This is a genomic window from Kocuria himachalensis, assembly GCF_054784195.1.
Genome location: NZ_BAAGPL010000006.1, coordinates 95,206 through 112,917 on the forward strand (window position 1 = coordinate 95,206; position 17,712 = coordinate 112,917).

16 protein-coding genes are annotated in these 17,712 nt (G+C 72.8%); 7 read left to right on the forward strand and 9 right to left on the reverse strand.

Going from position 1 to position 17,712, the window contains the following annotated elements; genetic code table 11:
- Nucleotides 1-50: 50 nt before the first annotated feature.
- The 6 genes from ACYVM4_RS04885 to ACYVM4_RS04910 all read right to left on the reverse strand — a co-directional run bounded on the left by ACYVM4_RS04885 (nucleotide 51) and on the right by ACYVM4_RS04910 (nucleotide 6,428).
- Nucleotides 51-923: a TPM domain-containing protein gene (locus ACYVM4_RS04885; RefSeq protein ID WP_460667810.1), complete on the reverse strand. Its 873-nt coding sequence runs from the start codon at nucleotides 921-923 to the stop codon at nucleotides 51-53.
- A gap of 135 nt (nucleotides 924-1,058) precedes the next feature.
- A complete protein-coding gene (locus ACYVM4_RS04890; RefSeq protein ID WP_368822374.1) occupies nucleotides 1,059-1,952 on the reverse strand; it encodes a universal stress protein in 894 nt (297 codons plus the stop codon).
- A gap of 52 nt (nucleotides 1,953-2,004) precedes the next feature.
- Complete coding sequence (locus ACYVM4_RS04895) at nucleotides 2,005-2,985, reverse strand: universal stress protein (protein WP_368822373.1); 981 nt, start codon at nucleotides 2,983-2,985, stop codon at nucleotides 2,005-2,007.
- 50 nt (nucleotides 2,986-3,035) lie between these two features.
- The gene (locus tag ACYVM4_RS04900) at nucleotides 3,036-4,388 is read right to left on the reverse strand and encodes an MATE family efflux transporter (RefSeq protein WP_460667811.1); all 1,353 of its coding nucleotides are present in this window, start codon (nucleotides 4,386-4,388) and stop codon (nucleotides 3,036-3,038) included.
- A 74-nt stretch (nucleotides 4,389-4,462) separates the two neighbouring features.
- The gene (locus tag ACYVM4_RS04905; protein ID WP_368822370.1) at nucleotides 4,463-5,920 is read right to left on the reverse strand and encodes a benzaldehyde dehydrogenase; all 1,458 of its coding nucleotides are present in this window, start codon (nucleotides 5,918-5,920) and stop codon (nucleotides 4,463-4,465) included.
- 130 nt (nucleotides 5,921-6,050) lie between these two features.
- On the reverse strand, nucleotides 6,051-6,428 hold the full coding sequence (locus tag ACYVM4_RS04910) for an RNA-binding S4 domain-containing protein (protein ID WP_460667812.1): 378 nt from the start codon (nucleotides 6,426-6,428) through the stop codon (nucleotides 6,051-6,053).
- Between the two features lie 380 nt (nucleotides 6,429-6,808).
- On the opposite strand from ACYVM4_RS04910, the gene ACYVM4_RS04915 reads away from it, so the two are divergent.
- On the forward strand, nucleotides 6,809-7,657 hold the full coding sequence (locus ACYVM4_RS04915; RefSeq protein ID WP_368822367.1) for an ABC transporter substrate-binding protein: 849 nt from the start codon (nucleotides 6,809-6,811) through the stop codon (nucleotides 7,655-7,657).
- Nucleotides 7,658-7,810: 153 nt separating this feature from the next.
- Nucleotides 7,811-9,790, forward strand: a complete 1,980-nt coding sequence (locus tag ACYVM4_RS04920) for a M13 family metallopeptidase (protein ID WP_460667813.1) — start codon at nucleotides 7,811-7,813, stop codon at nucleotides 9,788-9,790.
- A gap of 63 nt (nucleotides 9,791-9,853) precedes the next feature.
- On the opposite strand, the gene ACYVM4_RS04925 is transcribed toward ACYVM4_RS04920, so the two are convergent.
- The gene (locus tag ACYVM4_RS04925; RefSeq protein ID WP_460667814.1) at nucleotides 9,854-10,801 is read right to left on the reverse strand and encodes a TauD/TfdA dioxygenase family protein; all 948 of its coding nucleotides are present in this window, start codon (nucleotides 10,799-10,801) and stop codon (nucleotides 9,854-9,856) included.
- A 399-nt stretch (nucleotides 10,802-11,200) separates the two neighbouring features.
- On the opposite strand from ACYVM4_RS04925, the gene ACYVM4_RS04930 reads away from it, so the two are divergent.
- Genes ACYVM4_RS04930 through ACYVM4_RS04940 form a run of 3 tightly spaced genes read left to right on the forward strand, consistent with a single transcriptional unit; the run spans nucleotide 11,201 to nucleotide 14,072 of the window.
- A complete protein-coding gene (locus tag ACYVM4_RS04930; RefSeq protein WP_460667815.1) occupies nucleotides 11,201-12,175 on the forward strand; it encodes a glycine betaine ABC transporter substrate-binding protein in 975 nt (324 codons plus the stop codon).
- Nucleotides 12,163-13,167, forward strand: coding sequence for a betaine/proline/choline family ABC transporter ATP-binding protein (locus tag ACYVM4_RS04935; protein ID WP_460667816.1), 1,005 nt, complete (start codon nucleotides 12,163-12,165; stop codon nucleotides 13,165-13,167). Before ACYVM4_RS04930 ends, ACYVM4_RS04935 begins: the two co-directional genes overlap by 13 nt.
- Nucleotides 13,164-14,072, forward strand: a complete 909-nt coding sequence (locus ACYVM4_RS04940) for an ABC transporter permease (protein WP_368823351.1) — start codon at nucleotides 13,164-13,166, stop codon at nucleotides 14,070-14,072. The genes ACYVM4_RS04935 and ACYVM4_RS04940 overlap by 4 nt, the downstream gene beginning before the upstream one ends.
- A gap of 62 nt (nucleotides 14,073-14,134) precedes the next feature.
- Here ACYVM4_RS04940 and chrA read toward each other — a convergent pair whose 3' ends face one another.
- Nucleotides 14,135-15,562 carry a chromate efflux transporter gene (gene chrA / locus ACYVM4_RS04945; RefSeq protein WP_460667817.1) on the reverse strand — a complete coding sequence of 476 codons (1,428 nt, stop codon included), beginning with the start codon at nucleotides 15,560-15,562 and terminating at the stop codon, nucleotides 14,135-14,137.
- Complete coding sequence (locus ACYVM4_RS04950; protein ID WP_460667818.1) at nucleotides 15,559-15,690, reverse strand: hypothetical protein; 132 nt, start codon at nucleotides 15,688-15,690, stop codon at nucleotides 15,559-15,561. Before ACYVM4_RS04950 ends, chrA begins: the two co-directional genes overlap by 4 nt.
- A gap of 719 nt (nucleotides 15,691-16,409) precedes the next feature.
- Between ACYVM4_RS04950 and ACYVM4_RS04955 the strand changes: the two genes are divergently transcribed.
- Nucleotides 16,410-16,934, forward strand: coding sequence for a sulfite exporter TauE/SafE family protein (locus ACYVM4_RS04955; protein ID WP_460667832.1), 525 nt, complete (start codon nucleotides 16,410-16,412; stop codon nucleotides 16,932-16,934).
- A gap of 411 nt (nucleotides 16,935-17,345) precedes the next feature.
- Nucleotides 17,346-17,712 (forward strand): hypothetical protein (locus ACYVM4_RS04960; RefSeq protein WP_460667819.1); only part of this gene is annotated, 367 nt, incomplete at its 3' end.

The following is a 17,712-nucleotide window of genomic DNA, read 5'->3' on the forward strand; positions in this document are numbered from 1 at the left end:
TGGCCCGGCGGTCCCGCGCGCCCGGCGGTCTCCCGCTCCGTGCGGGACGGTCAGTAGCTGCCGGACGCCCCGCCGCCGGTGAAGCCGCCACCGCCGCCGAACGAGGAGCCGCCCTGTCCGTCCCCGCTCGGGCCGCCGTTCGAGCCGGCGGAGTACAGCGCCGGGTTGGCGAGGTAGAGCGGCAGCCACACCGCGGGGTCGGTGAGCGCGTCCGGCTTGCGGTGGTGGTACCGGTACGTGCGGTACGCCGCGCGCTGCTCCTCGGTGAGCCGCAGCTCCGGGTCGCGCTGCCGGGCCGCCCGCAGCTCCTCGTCGGCGATCCGGCGCCGGCGGCGCAGGTCCGCGGCGATCCACCACGCCACCAGCACGCCGACCAGGCCGAAGCCGCCCGCGACCCAGCCGAGCAGGGCCCAGTCGAAGGGCTCCTGCGGCGGCTCCCCGCCCTGCGCGTAGACGTGGATCTGCTCGACGGCCTCGCCCAGGCCCTGCGCGTAGCGCCCGTCCGCGAAGGCCGGTGCCAGCACGTCCTCCACCACGCGTTGCGCCTCGTCGTCGGAGAACCGCTCGCGCACCCCGTCCGCCGACTCGATCCGCAGCTCCCGGTCCTGCGTGGCGGCGACCACGAGCACGCCGTTGTCCGCCCCGGCGTCGCCCACCTCCCACGCGGTCGCCACCTCGCGGGCGTAGTCCTCGATCGACCCGTCCGTCTCGGCCACCGTGAGCACGGCGACGCGTGCGGCGTCCGTGCCGGCGCCGCGGTCCTCGATCAGGGCGTCGAGCCGGCGCTCCTGCTCCTCCGTCAGGACGTCGGCGGAGTCCAGGACGTTGGACCCGGCCGGCGGGTCGGGGATCTGCACCGGGCCCGAGCACCCGGTGAGCGCGGTGACGGCCAGGGCGGTCACGGCGAGTGCTCTGCGGTCCACGGTGCGCTCCCGTCCGTCCGCGGCCGGTCCGCGGGCTCGTCCCCAGGATGGCCTGCCGGCGCCGGTCGGCGGATCCGCCCGCAGGAGGAGCCCCCGGCCGCCCGTGGCCGGGGGCTCCTCCTGCCGGCGGACGGGTCAGTCCTTCTTCCGGGTCGGGACCACCATCACGGGGCCCTCGCCCTCGTTGAGCACGGCCTGGGACACGGAACCCATGAGCAGCCCCCGGAACCCGCCGTAGCCGCGGCTGCCGACCACCACGAGCTCCGCCGACCGTCCGGCCTCCACGAGCTGGTCCGCGGGCCGACCGGAGAAGACGTACGTCTGGACGTCCAGGTCCGGGTGGTCCTCCCGGACCGACGCCGCCACCTGGTCCACGAGGGACCGGGCGGGCTCGGTGAGCTGCTCGCGCACGGCCCGGTCGAGGTCGGCGGAGCCCGTCGGCATGCTCAGCGCCTCCGGGACCACGGTGATCAGCGCCAGGCCCGCACCGTGCCGGGCGGCGTACCGGCCGGCCGCCAGGACGGCCGGGTTGTCCCGGCCGAGCCGGTCCACGCCGACCGCCACGCGAGCGGCGAAGGGGCCGGCCGTGGCACGGGCGGCGCGCGCCTGCGGGTCCCAGCGGTCCGGGAGGACGATCACGGGACACTTCGCGTGCGCCGCCGCCGCAGCCGTGACCGACCCGAGGCGTCCGCGCACTCCCCGCCGGCCGCGGCGGCCGAGCACCAGGGACGCGGCCTGCTCCGACTCGTGGACCAGCACCCCGGCCGCGTCACCGCGCTCGACCACCGCGACCGCCGGAACACCGGCGTCCCGGGCCCGGGTGACGGCGGCGGCCGCGACCTTGTCCGCCTCCTCCTCGATCGCCTCCAGGAACGGCCCGTAGAGACTGGGGTCCACGGCCACGGGACGTCCCGTGGAGACCACCACCTTGAGCTCGCCGGCGAGGGCGCCGGCCTCCTGGATCGCCCAGTCGAGGGCTCGTTCGCTGTTCTCGGAGCCGTCGTAGCCGACGACGATCTGCTCGGTCATGTGCCGCTGCCTCCTGGTCGCGCCGTGGGGATGGGTGCCGGGAAGGAGCCGCTCAGGAGCGGTGCGCGGGCACCACCATGACCGCGCCGGCGGCGTTCTCCAGCACCGCCTGGGACACCGAGCCGAGCAGCAGCCCCCGGAAGCCGCCGATGCCGCGGGAGCCCACCACGACCAGGTCGGCGGTGTGCGTGGCGTTCATCAGGATGCGGGCCGGGCGGCCCACGAAGATGTGGTGCTCGACCGTCAGCTCGGGGTGCTGCGCGGCGATCTCGTCGGAGATCTGGGTGAGCTTCTGGTCCGCCTCGTGGAAGTACCGGGCCTGGTTGAACTCGTCCTGGAACCAGGAGGGCGTGCCGGACAACGCGCCGTTCACGGAGACCAGCGCCAGGGCCTTGCCGTGCTCCTGGGCGTACGCCACCGCCTTGCCCAGCGCCGGGCTGCGCGAGCCGAGGGCGTCCAGGCCCACGACCACCCGGCCGGTGAAGTCGATCTGGTCCGCCTTGACCGGCCCGTCGGCCTCGAGCGCGAAGTCGCCCGCGCTGCCGCCGCGCCGTTCGGAGTGCCGGATCTCCGCGGCCTCGGGGACGATGATGACCGGGCACTTGGCGTGCGCCGCGACCGCCGCGGACACCGAGCCCAGCCGGCCGCGCAGCGCGCCGCCGCGACCGCGCTTGCCCATGACCACGAGCGCGGCGTCGCCCGACTGCTCCACGACGGCCTTGGCGGCGTCCCCGCCCGCCTCCACGACCTCGACGCGCAGCCCCGCCTGCTCCACGGTCTGCCGGGCCTCGGCCAGGTGCTCGGCGTTCTCCTTCATCACGGCCTCGGTGAAGCGCATCTCGAGGCCGGGGTCCCCGACCCCGATGATCGGGTAGGCGCCGAGCAGGCGCACGGTCAGGTCCTGGGCCCGGGCCTCGTCGACGGCGCGCTCGAGCGCGTGCCGGGCCTGGTCGGAGCCGTCGATGCCGACGAGCACGACGTTGTGCACGGAGTCGGCGGAGGACTGCTTCTCTGCGCGGGAATCACTGTTCATGTCTGCATCGTAGGTGATCTGCCGCACAACGCCGGGTGCGCTCCGGCTTGTTACCGAGCGTTCCGGAGCAACCAGGAGTCGCCGCGGGCGCGCAGCCCCAGGGTCAGGGCCCGGGCCCCCAGGTAGCCCCCGGCGTATGCGGTCCACAGCCACACGAACCCCCCGGTCCCCGCCCCGGCGGAGTGCGCGACGAGGAGCAGCAGCGGGGCGTACACCACCAGGTTGAGCACCCCGGCGACCGCCAGGTAGCGGGCGTCCCCGGCACCGATGAGCACCCCGTCCAGGACGAAGACGTAGGCGGCCAGCGGCTGGCCGACCGCCACCACGAGCAGGGCCGCCGCGAACAGTGCCTGCACCGCGGGATCGGGGCTCAGCAGGAAGCCCAGCCGCGTCCCGACCAGGGCCACGAGGAGGCCCGTCAGCACGCCGAAGCCGAGCCCCCACAGGACCAGCCGGTTCATCAGGGCCCGGATCGCCCGGCGCTCGGCGGGGTCCTCGACGTCCCGCGCCCCCATGTCCCGGCCCAGCAGCGCCTGCGCCGCGATGGCGAGGGCGTCGAGGGCGAAGGCCAGGAAGCTGAAGACCGTCAGCACGAGCTGGTGCGCGGCGAGGTTCTGGGCGCCCTGTCCCGTGACCACCAGGACGGTCGCGAGGATGGCCACCCGCAGGGAGACGGTGCGCAGCATGAGCCAGGAGCCCACGGTGAGGTGCGAGCGGAGCCGGGGCCACGTGGTCGCGGGCCCCACGCCGTGCTCGCGGGCGAGCCGGCGGAGGATCCGCAGGTACGCCAGCGCCATGGCCCACTGCACGGCGCTCGTGCCCATCGCCGCGCCGGCCACCCCCAGGCCCGCGCCGTGCACGAGCAGGAGGTTGAGCCCCGCGTTGGCCGCGGCCCCGATCCCCGCGATGAGCAGCGGGGTCCTGGTGTCCTGGAGCCCGCGCAGCACACCGGTGGCCGCGAGCACCAGGAGCATGGCGGTCAGCCCGGGCAGGGACCAGTGCAGGTAGACGACGGCGTGCTCCAGGACCTCGCCGCGCGCGCCCATCAGCGCCAGCAGCGGGCGGCCCAGCACCCAGCCCGCCGCGGACAGGAGCAGGCCGAACCCCGCGGCCACCCACAGCCCGTCCCGGCCCACCGCCACGGCCTCCTGGAGCCGGCCCGCGCCGAGGTGCCGGGCGACCGCCGGGGTGGTGCTGTAGGCCAGGAAGACCATGAGCCCCACGACCGTCTGCAGCACGGCCGCGGCCACGCCCACGCCGGCGAGCTGGGGGGTGCCGAGGTGGCCGACGATCGCGGAGTCCGCCAGCAGGAACAGCGGCTCGGCCACGAGCGCCCCGAAGGCGGGGACGGCCAGGGCCAGGATCTGCCTGTTGAGGCCGCGGGGGCGGGAGGTCGTCGTCACCGGTCCAGGCTACCGACGACTCCCCGCCCCCGCGGCGCACGCCCGGACGGGCCGGCGCCCCGGCGGAGCGGTGCTCAGAAGGGGTAGTGCGGGACGTCCGGGCTGATCGTGATCCACTGCGTCTCGGTGAACGCGTCGATGTTCGCGGTCGGCCCGCCGAACCGGGAGCCGGTGCCGGAGGCGCCCGTGCCGCCGAAGGGGGCGTTGGCCTCGTCGGCGACCGTCATCTCGTTGATGTGGATCTTGCCGGAGCGGATCCTGTCGGCGATCTTCATGGCCTCCCCGACGTCCCCGATGATGGACACCGAGAGCCCGTACTCGGAGGCGTTGGCGAACTCCACCGCCTCCTCGGCGCTGCTCACCTTCATCACGGGCGCCACCGGCCCGAAGATCTCGTCCTTCCAGGCCGTCATCTCGTGGGTCAGCTCGGAGAGCACCGTGGGACGGTAGAACAGTCCGTCGTGGGAGCCCCCGGCCACCACCCGGGCGCCGGCGATGGCGGTCTCCTGCACGATCGCGTCGATGGCCTTGAGCTGGCGCTCGTCGATGATCGGGCCGAGGTGCACGGGTCCGCCGGAGGGGTCCCCGACCACCAGGGCCTCCGCCTTCGCCGCGAGCTTGTCCACGTACTCGTCGTGCAGGTCCTCGTGCACCAGGTGGCGCCCGGTGGTCATGCAGATCTGGCCCTGGTGGAAGAAGGAGCCCATCGCCCCCACCCCGGCGGCCAGGTCCACGTCCGCGCCGGGCAGGACGATGACCACGTTGTTGCCGCCCAGCTCCAGGTGGGCGCGCTTGAGGTGCTGCGCCGCCGCCGCGCCCACGTGCCGGCCGGCGGCCGTGGACCCGGTGAACGACACGACGTCGACCTGCGGGGCCTCGACCGTGGCGGCCCCGACGTCACCGCCGCCGGGCAGCAGCTGCAGGACGCCGGGCGGCAGCCCGGCCTCCTCGAAGACGCGCATGATGAGCGCGCCGCCGGTGACCGAGGTGCGGGGGTCCGGCTTGAGCAGCACCGCGTTGCCCAGGGCCAGGGCCGGGGCCACCGAGCGGATCGAGAGGATCAGCGGGAAGTTGAACGGCGAGATCACCGAGACCACCCCGACCGGCACCCGGCGGGACAGCGACCAGTGCGGGGCGTCGGAGGGCAGGTACTCCCCGTGCGGGTGGGTCGGCAGCGCGGAGGCCTCGTAGCACTCCGCGGCCGCGACCGAGGCCTCCAGCCCGGCCTTGGGCTGGATCGCCCCGGTCTCCCGGACCACCCAGTCCATGACCTCCTCGGCGTGCTCCTCGAACAGCAGGCCGGCGCGGCGCAGCACCCCGGCGCGCTCGGAGGGCTTCAGCGCCGCCCACTCCTTCTGCGCCGCCGCGGCCTTCTCGGCCGCCTCGTACACGTCCTCGGGGGAGGCGAAGCCGATGCGCCCGAGCGTCTCGTCGGTCGACGGGTTCGTGACGTCCTCGGTGCCGCCGCGGCCCTCACGCCATCCGTTGACGTAGATCTTTCCGGTCCACACCGATGTGTCCAGCAGTGCCATGAGTCGAACTCCTCCGGTTCCGGCCGCGCGTCGGACCGCCGGACGGCGGGGTGACCCACGGCACACGTGCAGTGGGGATTATTCTGCGTCTTCCTGGGAGAGTGCACGGAACGCCGCGCGCCGTGGCGGCTCACTGCCCCCGGAGGCGGTCCATCTCCCGGCGGTCCTTCTTGGTCGGCCGGCCGGTGCCCCGGTCCCGCCGCGGCACCGCCGCGTGCAGCGCCGGGGGCGGGGGTGGGCTGTGGTCGACGTAGGCCTTCGCGGCGACCGGCGCTCCGACGCGCTTGGTCAGCAGCTGCACCACCTCCAGGACCTGCTCGTGGCCGGGACGGCGCACGGCCACCCGCTGGCCGGGCCGCACCGGCTGGGCGGCCTTGACCGACGTGCCGTCGATCTTCACGTGGCCGGCGCGGCACGCGGCCGTGGCGGCGGAGCGGGTCTTGAACACGCGCACCGCCCACAGCCACACGTCCACGCGCACGCTCGCGGGGGCCTGCGGCGCGGTCATCGCCCCTCCTGGGTACTGCGGCGCGGGTGCTCGGTGCGGGTCATGGGCCCATTGTGCCGAATCCGCCGGACGCGGCCGGCGCCGGTCGGTGCGCCGCCGCCGGGTGCGCCGCCGTGGTCCGTGCTGCGCGCCGCGCCCGCCGGGCCGCCCGATCGGGACGGACCATCCGGACGGGCGGCCCCTCGGGGATCGCCCGGGCGGGTCGTCCCCGAGTCGTCGCCCGGAGTGGGGACAATGAATTGACTACTGACCAGTGGTGTGCAACATCCCGGCAACGCCTGAAGACCTACACTGAGGCACATTCACCGGCGGGCCGCGCACCGGGCACGACGCCGTGCAGCCGGCGGCGGCCCGCCACCTCCCGAGGGAAGGACAGATCCATGAAGAGCAGGTTCCACGGGGCAGCGACCCTGTCCGTGCTGGCCGTCTCCGCGCTGGCCCTGAGCGCGTGCACGAGCACCGACGAGGGCGGGGAGGCCTCCGGCGGCGACACGGGCGCGAACGGCGGGGAGATCAGCCTGATCACCCCCGGCACGCTCACGGTGTGCTCGGACATCCCCTACCGACCCTTCGAGTTCACGGAGGGCGGGGAGACCGTCGGCTTCGACATCGACCTGGTGAACAACATCGCCGAGGACATGGGGGTCGAGACGGAGTTCCTCCGCACGTCCTTCGAGGGCATCCAGTCGGGTGTGGCCCTGGACTCGAACCAGTGCGACCTCGCCGCCTCCGGGATGACCATCAACGAGGAGCGCGAGTCCGTCATGGACTTCTCCGACCCCTACCTCGACGACAACCTCGCGCTGCTGGTCGCCCCGGACGCCGACATCGACTCGGTGGCCGACGTCCAGGGCAAGCGCGTGGGCGTGCAGCAGGCCACCACGGGCGAGACCCAGGCCCAGGAGAACAACGCCGAGGTCGTGCAGTACGAGGACTCGGCCCTGATGATCCAGGGGCTCAACACCGGTGACGTCGAGGCCGTCATCGGCAACATCTCCGTGATGGGCCCTGCCATCACGGACAACCCGGACTTGCGCCTGGTCGAGGAGATCGAGACCGGTGAGCAGCTGGGCCTGGCTGTGAGGACCGGCAACACGGCCCTGCTCGAGCAGGTCAACGAGTCGCTGGCGACCATGCGGGAGGACGGCACCCTCGAGGAGCTCGAGGGCAAGTGGCTGGGGACCGGCGAGGCCGCCGGAGCCCAGAGCCCGGAGCCGGCCGCGAGCTGACCCGTCGCCGCACCCGCCGGCCGGGTGTGACGAGCACCACGGACGCCGTGGCCCGCGCGAGACGGGCCACGGCGCCGTCGTCCGTAGGCTGGAGCCGGGCGGACGCCGCCGCCCCGCGCCTTCCGCCCCGCCACGACGACAGGGGACGCTCCCGTGACCACCGACTCCGGCCTCGAGCTGCAGCACGTCCATCCCGGCGTCCGCCCCCAGGACGACCTGTACCGCCACGTGAACGGCGGCTGGATCGAGGCGCACGAGCTGCCGGAGGACCGCGCGTTCGACGGCGCCTCCGTGATCCTCACCGACCGCAACACGCAACGGGTGCACGAGATCGTGCAGGAGGCCCCCGCCGGGTCCCGGATGGCCGCGCTGTACCGCTCCTTCCTGGACGAGGAGGAGATCGAGCGCCGCGGCCGCGCCGCTCTGGACCCGGACCTCGCGGTGCTCGACGCCGCCCGGGGCAAGGAGGGCCTCGCCCGCGCCTCGGCCGCCCTGCACCGCACCGGCGTGGACGGGCCGCTGTCCTTCTTCGTGGAGAACGACTCCCGGGACTCCTCCCGCTACTCGTTCTTCCTGCGCCAGGACGGGCTGTCCCTGCCCACGGACAGCTACTACACGGACCCGCTGCACGAGCGGCTGCGCGCGGCGTTCACCGCCCACGTCGCGGCGATGCTCGAGCTGGCGGGCCTGCCGGCGCGCTGGGGCGTGCCCGCCGGGGAGGCCGCGGCGACCGTGCTCGCCATGGAGACGCGGCTCGCCGCCGCCCACTGGGACACCGTCTCCGCGCGGGACGTCGAGGAGATGTACAACCCCGTGGACGTGCCCGGCCTGGAGGCCATGGCGCCGGGCTTCCCGTGGACGGCGTGGCTCGAGGGCACCGCCCCGGAGCGCGGGGCGGGGACCTTCGACCGGGTCATCGTGCGCCAGCCCTCCTTCGCGGCACAGCTGGGCCGGCTGTGGCAGGAGTGGTCCGAGCAGCAGATCCGGATCTGGCAGTCGTGGCGGATCGTGTCCAAGCGCGCCCCGTTCCTGCCCCGGCCGTTCGTCGAGGAGAACTTCCGCTTCTACAGCACCGCCCTGTCCGGGATCAGCCGTCCCCGCGAGCGCTGGAAGCGGGCCGAGTTCCTGGTCACCCGGGTCCTGGGCGACGACGTGGCGCGCGAGTACGTGGCCCGCTGGTTCCCGCCGGCGCACAAGGCCCGCGTGGAGCAGCTCGTGGCGCACCTGCTGGCCGCCTACCGGGAGCGGATCTCCCGGCTGGAGTGGATGTCGGAGGCCACCCGGGCACGCGCCCTGGAGAAGCTGTCCACGTTCACGGTCAAGGTCGGCCACCCCGAGGCCTGGCGGGACTACTCCTCCCTGGCGCTGGACCCCGGGGACCTGCTCGGCAACGTCCGGGCGGGGCTGGCGCTGGAGCACGACCGCACGGTCGGGAAGATGGGCACCCCCGTGGACCGCGGGGAGTGGTTCCTCTATCCCCACTGGGTCAACGCCTACTTCCACCCCGTGCTCAACGAGGTGGTCTTCCCCGCGGGGATCCTGCAGCCGCCGTTCTTCGACATCGACGCCGACGACGCCGTGTGCTACGGCGCGATCGGCTCCGTGATCGGCCACGAGATCGGCCACGGCTTCGACGACCAGGGCGCCAAGTACGACTCCCGGGGCCACCTGGAGAACTGGTGGACCGACGAGGACCGCGCGGAGTTCGCCAGGCGCACCGCCGCGCTCATCGCCCAGTACGACGGCTGCACGCCGCGCGGGCTGGACCCGGCCCGGCACCGGGTCAGCGGGGCCTTCACCGTGGGCGAGAACATCGGGGACCTGGGTGGGCTGGAGATCGCCCTGGTGGCCTACCGGATGTCCCTGGCCGAGCGGGGCCTGGACCAGGACAGCGCCCCGGTGCTCGACGGGCTGACCGGCGCGGAGCGCTTCTTCTACGCCTACGCGGCGCTGTGGCGCTCGACCGCCCGGGAGCAGGAGCTGGTCAACCGGCTGGCCACCGACCCGCACGCCCCGGACGAGTTCCGCTGCAACCGGGTGGTGCAGAACATGCTCGCGTTCCACGACACCTTCGGCACCCGACCCGGCGACGACCTGTGGCTGGCCCCCGAGGAGCGCGTGAACATCTGGTGACCCGCCGGCCCCTCCTCGGGAGCGTGAACGGGGCCGGCCCCTCCGCCGCCGGTCCACGGCGGCTCAGGCGAGCTCGACGACCTGCGAGTAGTGGGAGGAGTCCCCTTCGAGGGCGTGGCTGCGCCGCCCGTCCACCCCGGCCGGGACGTCCCCGGCCACGGTGATGCGGTTGAGCTTGCGCGGGGCACGGTCGTAGTTGTCGATCGCGTAGTGCTGGGTGATGCGGTTGTCGAAGACCACCACCTGGCCCGGCTCCCACCCCACCCGCACGACGTGCTCGGGGCGGGTGACGTGGGCCTGGAACAGCCGCAGCAGATCGGCGGACTCGTAGGCGGAGACCCCCAGGATCCTCAGCCGCTGGGCGAAGGCCCCGATGAACAGCCCCTTCTCCCCGGTCAGCGGGTGGACCCGGACCACGGGGTGGACCGTGCGGAACGTCCGGGAGACGAAAGCCTCCTGGTAGTGCTGCTCTTTCTCGCCCTGCACCGACCGGGGCCGGATGTAGTCCGAGGCGTTGGTGTGCTCGGCCCACAGGGTCTCCGCGAACCGCTGCAGCTCCTCCGGCAGGGACCCATAGGCTGCGGCGGTGTTGGCGATCAGGGTCTCCCCGCCGTACGGGGGCAGCACGACCGCGCGCAGGGTGGAGACCTGCGGGGGGTTGACCACGAAGGTGACGTCGGTGTGCCACTGGTTGGCCACCGACTCCTCGCTGTCCACGGGCAGCACCGTCTTCGGCATGCCCTCGTGGAAGGTCACGGTGGGGTGGGCGGTGGTCAGCGGCCCGAAGTGGGCGGCGAAGGCCTCCTGCTGGTCGTCGGTGGTGATCCCGGCGTCATGGAAAACCAGGGCCTTGTGCTCGTTGAGCGCGGCCCGGATCGCGGTGACCGTGTCCGGGTCCAGGGGCCCCGACAGGTCGAGGCCCTCGATGCGGGCGCCGATGTGCTGACCCAGCTTCGTGAGGCGAAAACGGGTCGCAGTGGTCGTCGCGGGGACTGTGGCAGTGGTGGTCATGGGGTCTTCCTCGCAAGGTTCGGGCTCGTGGATGGAGAACGGTGTCGCGGAGTGGGCGCGCCCCGGGTCGGCGGGGTGGTCGAGGGCTGTGAGGAGGGCCTCGGCGGAGAGCAGCGACGCTCCGGGGCCGGCTCGTCAGGGCATTCGCGAGGAGCGACAACAGCGCTGCGGATCGACAAACATGGCTTGACCCTAGGAGCGTCGGCACCGTCAGCCCAGGGGTTCGTAACAATTTGACAAGTGTGTCCTCCGGTGTCCCGGGAATGGACTCCGGGTGCGGGAAGCGGGTGGACTCAGGTGACGCCCATGGCCTCCGGCGACACGGAGTCCCCCACCACGGGTCGGTCGTGGCGCAGCATGAGCGGCGCGGCCCACCAGGTATCGATCGAAGGAACTCCCATGACTGCTCGCCCTCTCCGCCTCCGCGGCGCCGGGGCCCTCGCGGCCGCCGCTGCCCTGCTCGTTTCCGGCTGCTCCGCCACCGGAGCTCCCGCCGACCCGGAGTCCTCCGGGGACTCCGGGCCGGCCCCGACCGGAGTGGAGCTCACGGCGGGACAGTTCTCCTGGACCGCGGCGGCGGTGGAGACCGAGATCCTGGCCGCGGTCGTGGAGGACCACCCGGAACTCGGGGTGTCCTCGATCGAGACCGTCAACGTCGACCCCGCGACCGGCTGGGTGGGTCTGGGCCGGGGTGACATCGACCTGCTCACCGAGGTCAACCTGCCCAACCAGCAGAAGTTCGCCGACGAGACCGACCAGAGCACCGAGCTGGTGAGCCGGACCTACGGGGATGCCGCCCAGGGCTGGTTCGTTCCGCGCTACCTCGTCGAACCCGGTGGGGCGGCGGAAGGCCTGAAGAGCGTGGATCAGCTCGACGAGTACGCCGAGGAGGTCGGCGGCGCACTCTACGACGGTGACCCCGGGTGGGTCACCACGGATCAGAACGCCCAGCGCCTCGAGGGCTTCGGGCTCGACATCGAGCACCGGCCCTCGAGCGAGGCCGCATCGATCGCCCAGCTCAAGCGTGCCTACCACCGCCAGGAACCCGTCCTGGTCTTCGCCTACCGCCCGCACTGGCTGTTCGAGCAGTACGACCTCGTCCAGCTGGAGGAACCCAACCCCTACGAGGAGGACTGCTTCACCGGGGAGAAGAAGGCGTGCGCGATCCCGGCCCAGGACGTGTGGACGGCCGCGCACCAGGACGTGGCGGAACAGGCTCCGGCGTTCCACGAGGCGCTGGGGAGGTTCCAGATCCCGCTGGAGGAGATCGAGGCGATCCTGAAGGAGTCCGAGGACACCGGCGCCGAGCCGGCCGACCTGGCCAGGCAGTGGGTCGACGGGCATCAGGACGAGGTCGAGTCGTGGCTGGGCTGACCGGCACGGACCACTCGCGACAGGTGCTGGTCTCAGCGCGCGGACTGTCCAAGGTGTACGGCTCCGGGACGCAGCGCACCACCGCCGTCGAAGGGGTGGACCTGACCGTCCACCGCGGAGACCTCTACGTCCTGATGGGACTGTCCGGCTCCGGCAAGTCGACCGTGCTGCGGATGCTGAACCGGCTCGTCGAGCCCACGACCGGCACCATCGAGCTGGACGGACGCGACCTGTCGAGGCTCTCCGTCCGAGAACTTCGCGAGGTGCGCAACCGGCGGATCAGCATGGTCTTCCAGCAGTTCGCCCTGTTTCCCCACCGCACCGTGCGCGAGAACGCCGCCTACGGGTTGTTGCTGCGCGGAACGGCGCGGCCGCAGGCGCTGGCCCGCGCCGACGAGTCATTGCGCGTCGTCGGGCTGGGTGACTGGGGCGACGCCCGCCCGGCGGAACTCTCCGGCGGGATGAAGCAGCGGGTCGGGCTGGCCCGGGCGCTGAGCACCGATGCGGACGTCCTGCTGATGGATGAGCCGTTCTCCGCGCTCGATCCGCTGATCCGCCGCGAGATGCAGGACCTGCTGCTGCGGCTGCGCGACGAGCTCGGCCAGACCGTCGTCTTCGTCACCCACGACCTGAACGAGGCGATGCGTCTGGGCGACCGCATCACGATCCTGAACCGGGGGCGGGTCGCCCAGACCGGAGCCGCCGCCGAGATCCTCGGCCGACCGGCCGATGACTACGTGCGCCGGTTCATCGGAGAGGTCGACCGCACGAAGATCCTCACCGCCCGCGACGTCATGCGCCCGGCCCCGCCCGGTGCGGACGTGCACGCTCGTGCGGGGGTCGGGCCGGCAGAGACCCTCGCCGAGATCGCAGGACGGCTGCCGGCTGATGACGGAGGGGTTCCTGTGATAGAAGCCGGCCAGGTACTGGGCTACGTCTCGAGCCGTTCGGTCCTGGTGGCCGTCGACCGGGCGACAGAGGTGGCCGCGTGATTCCGGACATCGATCTGGCCGACCCGGCCGCCGACACCGTGGACTGGTTGCTGCTTCACCTCGGCGGCGTCTTCGACGGCATCGGCGCGGCGCTCGAGACCGTCGTCGGGGCGATCACCTCGGCGCTCAGCCTGCCCGGTCCCCTCGCGCTGATCCTGGTGCTGGCAGCCGTCCCGGTCCTCCTGAGGCGGTGGGGAATCGGGGTGTTCACGGTTCTGGCCTTCGGCCTGGTCGCCGCGATGGGCTTGTGGGAACAGACCATGCAGTCGCTGGCCGTCGTCCTGGTGGCGACCGTGGTGGCGGTGGCCACCGGGGTGCCGCTGGGCATCCTGGCGGCCCGGCGTCGCGGATTCAGTGCAGCCGTCCGGCCGGTGCTGGACCTCATGCAGACCACGCCTCCCTTCGTGTACCTCATTCCTGCCGTGTTCTTCTTCGGCATCGGAGTGGTTCCCGGAGTGGTCGCCACCGCCGTGTTCGCGCTGGCCCCCGCCGTGCGCCTGACCGAGCTCGGCATCCGCCAGGTGGACGCCGAGGTCGTCGAAGCGGCGCTGTCCTTCGGTGCACGCCCCGGCCAGCTGCTGCGTGACGTCCAGCTGCCGCTGGCCCTGCCCACCATCATGGCCGGCGTCAACCAGGTCATCATGCTGGCCCTGTCGATGGTGGTCGTCGCCGGCCTGGCCGGTGCAGGAGGTCTGGGAGCTGTCGTGACCAGTGCTGTGACCCAGCTGGACATCGGAGCCGGGATCGAGGGCGGTCTCGCCGTCGTGATCCTGGCGGTCTACCTCGACCGCGTCACCAGCACCTTCTCCGGGCCCCGACGGCGCTGGTCGGTCCGATCCCAGCCCGCCGCTTCGCCTGCCGTCGACGAGACGGCCCCGACGCCTGCCCCGGCACCGATGGGTTGACGCCGATGAATCCCTGGGGCAAGCAGGGCGCATGACGCCGGCCGGGGAAAGCCTGTTGGCCCTCAGCCGAGGATCCCGAACAGCCCGATGACAAGACCGGCGGCTGCGCACACCCCGAGGGTGCGCAGCACGCTCCACTTGAGCTTGAAGACCATGACCATCGCGGCGGCGGCGATCAGCACGGCCTCCGGTTGCAGGCTGGTCAGTACGGGGGCGTCCAGGTGGATCGGGCCCCGGTCCAGGGACGTGGTCGTGGCGAAGAGGGTGTGGGCGGCGAAGTAGACGGCCAGGTTGGCGATCACCCCCACCACGGCGGCGGTGATCCCGGTCAGGGCCGCTGAGAGGGACGTGTTGCCGCGCAGGCTCTCGACGTAGGGGGCGCCGAGGAGGATGAACAGGAAGCAGGGCACGAACGTGACCCAGGTGGTCAGCAGGGAGGCGACCACGGCCGCGACCCAGGGGTCCAGGGTCCCGGGGTCGCGGAAGGCCCCGAGGAAGGCGACGAACTGCACGACCATGATCAACGGGCCCGGGGTGGTCTCGGCCAGGGCCAGCCCTCGGGCCATCTCCCCCGGGGCGAGCCACCCGTAGGTGGTCACGGCCTGCTGGGCGACGTAGGCCAGCACCGCGTAGGCCCCGCCGAAGGTCACCAGGGCGGTGCCGGAGAAGAACAGACCCTGCTGGGTGAACACGCTGTCCGATCCGGTCAGCAGGGCCGCTGCTGCGACCGGTCCCAGCCACAGCGGGATGCCGGTCCCCAGGATCACAGCGGCACGTCTCCAGGAGGGGGTGGCGTGCTGGAGGGCGTCGTCGGAGATCACCGGCTCCGGGCCGTCGACGGTGGTCTTCTTGGCCGGGGCGGCCATGACGGCCGGACGCACCCGGCCGATGACCCAGCCGGTGGCCGCCGCGGCGGCGACCACCGCCGGGAAGGGCACTGCGAACACGGCCAGCGCCAGGAAGGAGGCCACCGCGATGGCCACCAGCGCCCGGTGGTGCAGGGCCCGTCCGGCGACCTTGAGCAGAGCCTGGGCGACGACGGCCAGCACCGCCGGGGCGAGGCCCGCGAACAGCGCGACGACGACGGCCGTCTCCCCGAAGGCGACGTAGATGCCCGACAGGACCAGGAGTGCCACCACCCCGGGAAGGACGAACAGGGTGCCGGCGATGAGGCCTCCGCGGGTGCCGTTGAGCAGCCAGCCGATGTAGATCGCCAGCTGCTGGGCCTCGGGGCCGGGCAGCAGGGTGCAGTAGGACAGGGCGTGGAGGAAACGGCGTTCCCCGATCCAGCGGTGCTCGTCGACCATGGACCGCTGCATGACCGCGATCTGCCCGGCCGGGCCGCCGAAGGTCTGCAGGGAGATCTTGAACCACGCTTTGGTGGCCTCGCCCAACGGGATCAGGTCGTGCGCCCGGCCCGCAGCGGTCGTGGCGGCGGGAGCGCCCTGGGCGGTGGCGGGGCGGTCGTGAGGTGGTGGGGTCGAGGTCATGGGGTGGTCCTTCCGGTGAGGACGGGACGGTGGAGGCGGTCGTGGACGGCGTCGAGGATCGAGGCGTTCATCGCCTCCTCGCTGTCCACGGGCAGGGCCGTCCTCCTGGCCTGCCCCTCTTGGGTCACGGTGGAAGTGTTTTCGGGTACGCCGAAGGGACCCGGGTCAGCACGGTGCGGCCAGGGAGCGGCGGAGCCGGGACGGGGAGGAAGAAGAGGGAGCTGCGGTGGCGATGCCCTGCGGCGGGGCCGTCAGGACATCCGCGACGAGCTGAGACAACGCATCGAGTGGACGAACATGGCTTGACCGTACGGCCCAGGAACAGCGCCTCCAAGGTCTTCGTAACAGTCGACATCTGCGTCGCCGGAAGTCCGGGGCGTGTCCCCGCATGTCGGGGGCTTCTCGGGGCCGGATTCGACGCCACCGCGTGAGCGGTGGTCCGCCGACCCCACCGGGGACGACCGGCCGGACGGCCCTTCATCATGCCCGTACCTCCCGTACCGGCTCCAGCCCGGAGCGCCCCGTTCTCGGTGGTCGCCGCCACCGGGAGCACTGTCACGGCGGGGCGGTGACGGGCCGGACGCCCAGGGCCACCGCACCTCCTGCCCCCCCCCTGTCGGCCGGTGACCGGCCGGCCGGGCCCCGGATGCCGGCGCACCGCGCCGGTGCCTCCTCGCTCCCCGGGCGCCGCGTCCGGGGGACGGGTGCCGCCACGGACGCCCCAGCAGTCCGCATCGCGCTCACGCTCCCGCGGTGCCGACTGACCGCCCCCGCCCGATGAGCCCCGTCGTCGCACCCCCGGTCCCCGCCCGGCATCGGACCCGTCGCCAGGGACCCCCTGGCCGGCATCGCCCCGGCCTCGGCCTCCGCCATCGTGCACCTGTCGGAGGTCGGCACCACTCTCGTCTCGGGGGCCGCGCACTGGAAGTTCGGCAACGTCGACTGGCGGGTGGTCGGGATCATGGCGGTCCCCGGCGGGATCGCCGCGTTCCTCGGCGCCCACGTCCTGGTGAACCTCGACGGGGCCGCCGCCAAGCCGGTCGTCTCCACCATCCTGCTGGGACTGGGCGTCTACGTCCTGTACCGGTTCCTGCGCCTGCCCACGTCCCAGCCGGTCTTCCAGGGCACCCTGCGCAAGCGCCTGCTCGTGCCGCTGGCCGTGGCCGCCAGCGGGCTGATCATCTGGACCAACTCCCGCACCCTCATCAACACCGACACCGGACAGGACCTCGTCGGGTCGGGCGCAACGGCGCTCCTGGGCACGCTCTTCGTCCTCTGGATCGCCCTGGTCGTGTGGGCTGTCCGCCGCGAGCTGCAGGTCCGGGCCGCCGAGCAGAACCGGCAGCAGGAGATCCAGCCCGTCGACGCCTGACCGGCGAGCGCCCCACGACACGAACCACCCGCGGAGCCGGTGCGCCCCCAGGGGCGCGCCGGGTCCGTGCTGCTTGAGGTGTCGCGGTGTCGGGTCGAGCACGAAACGACGGCAGTAGGACGTCCACGACACCAACACCAGGGGTGCCGTCACAGTTTGACAAGTGTGTCGCCCGGTGTCGGCGAAGTCAGTGCGGCCTCGAAAAAGTCCTAGCGTGGCAGGGTCCACGTCTGTTGCAAGAGGCGACAAGCCACGCTCGAAGGATCGTTCCATGCGCTGTCCGAGGTTCGTCTGATTCCGCGTTCCCGCGGAGCAGTCCACCGCGCCGGAGCATGTCACCGGACGGGAGTGCTCCGACCCGGTCCACGCCGAGCCGCATGGCATCCGGCGGCATGAGCAGGAGTAATCCGCATGGCACCCTCGACCAGCCCATTCCTCTGGGCCTTCCTGCAGCTGTTGTCACAGCGCGGTCCCCTGTCCGCCCAAGACATCGCCGCGCACCATTTCCCGGCCAGCACACCGGAACTGCGCGCTGACCTCGCCTCTGACATCGCGGAACAGCTGTGGGAGGCGTTCGCGCTCGGGCTGGTCGCCGTGTATCAGGCCGAGCGCGGCGCCCCGGACTGCTTCGTCCTCACCAAGGCGGGCGTCGAGGCGCTGCATGCTGTTCACACGCCGGCGGAGGAGCAGGGGGAGGATTTCACGACCGACGCCGGCTCCGGCGAGGACATCGTGGAGGGGGCTGTGGCCCGCCACCCCGGGCAGGGAGACGACCTCA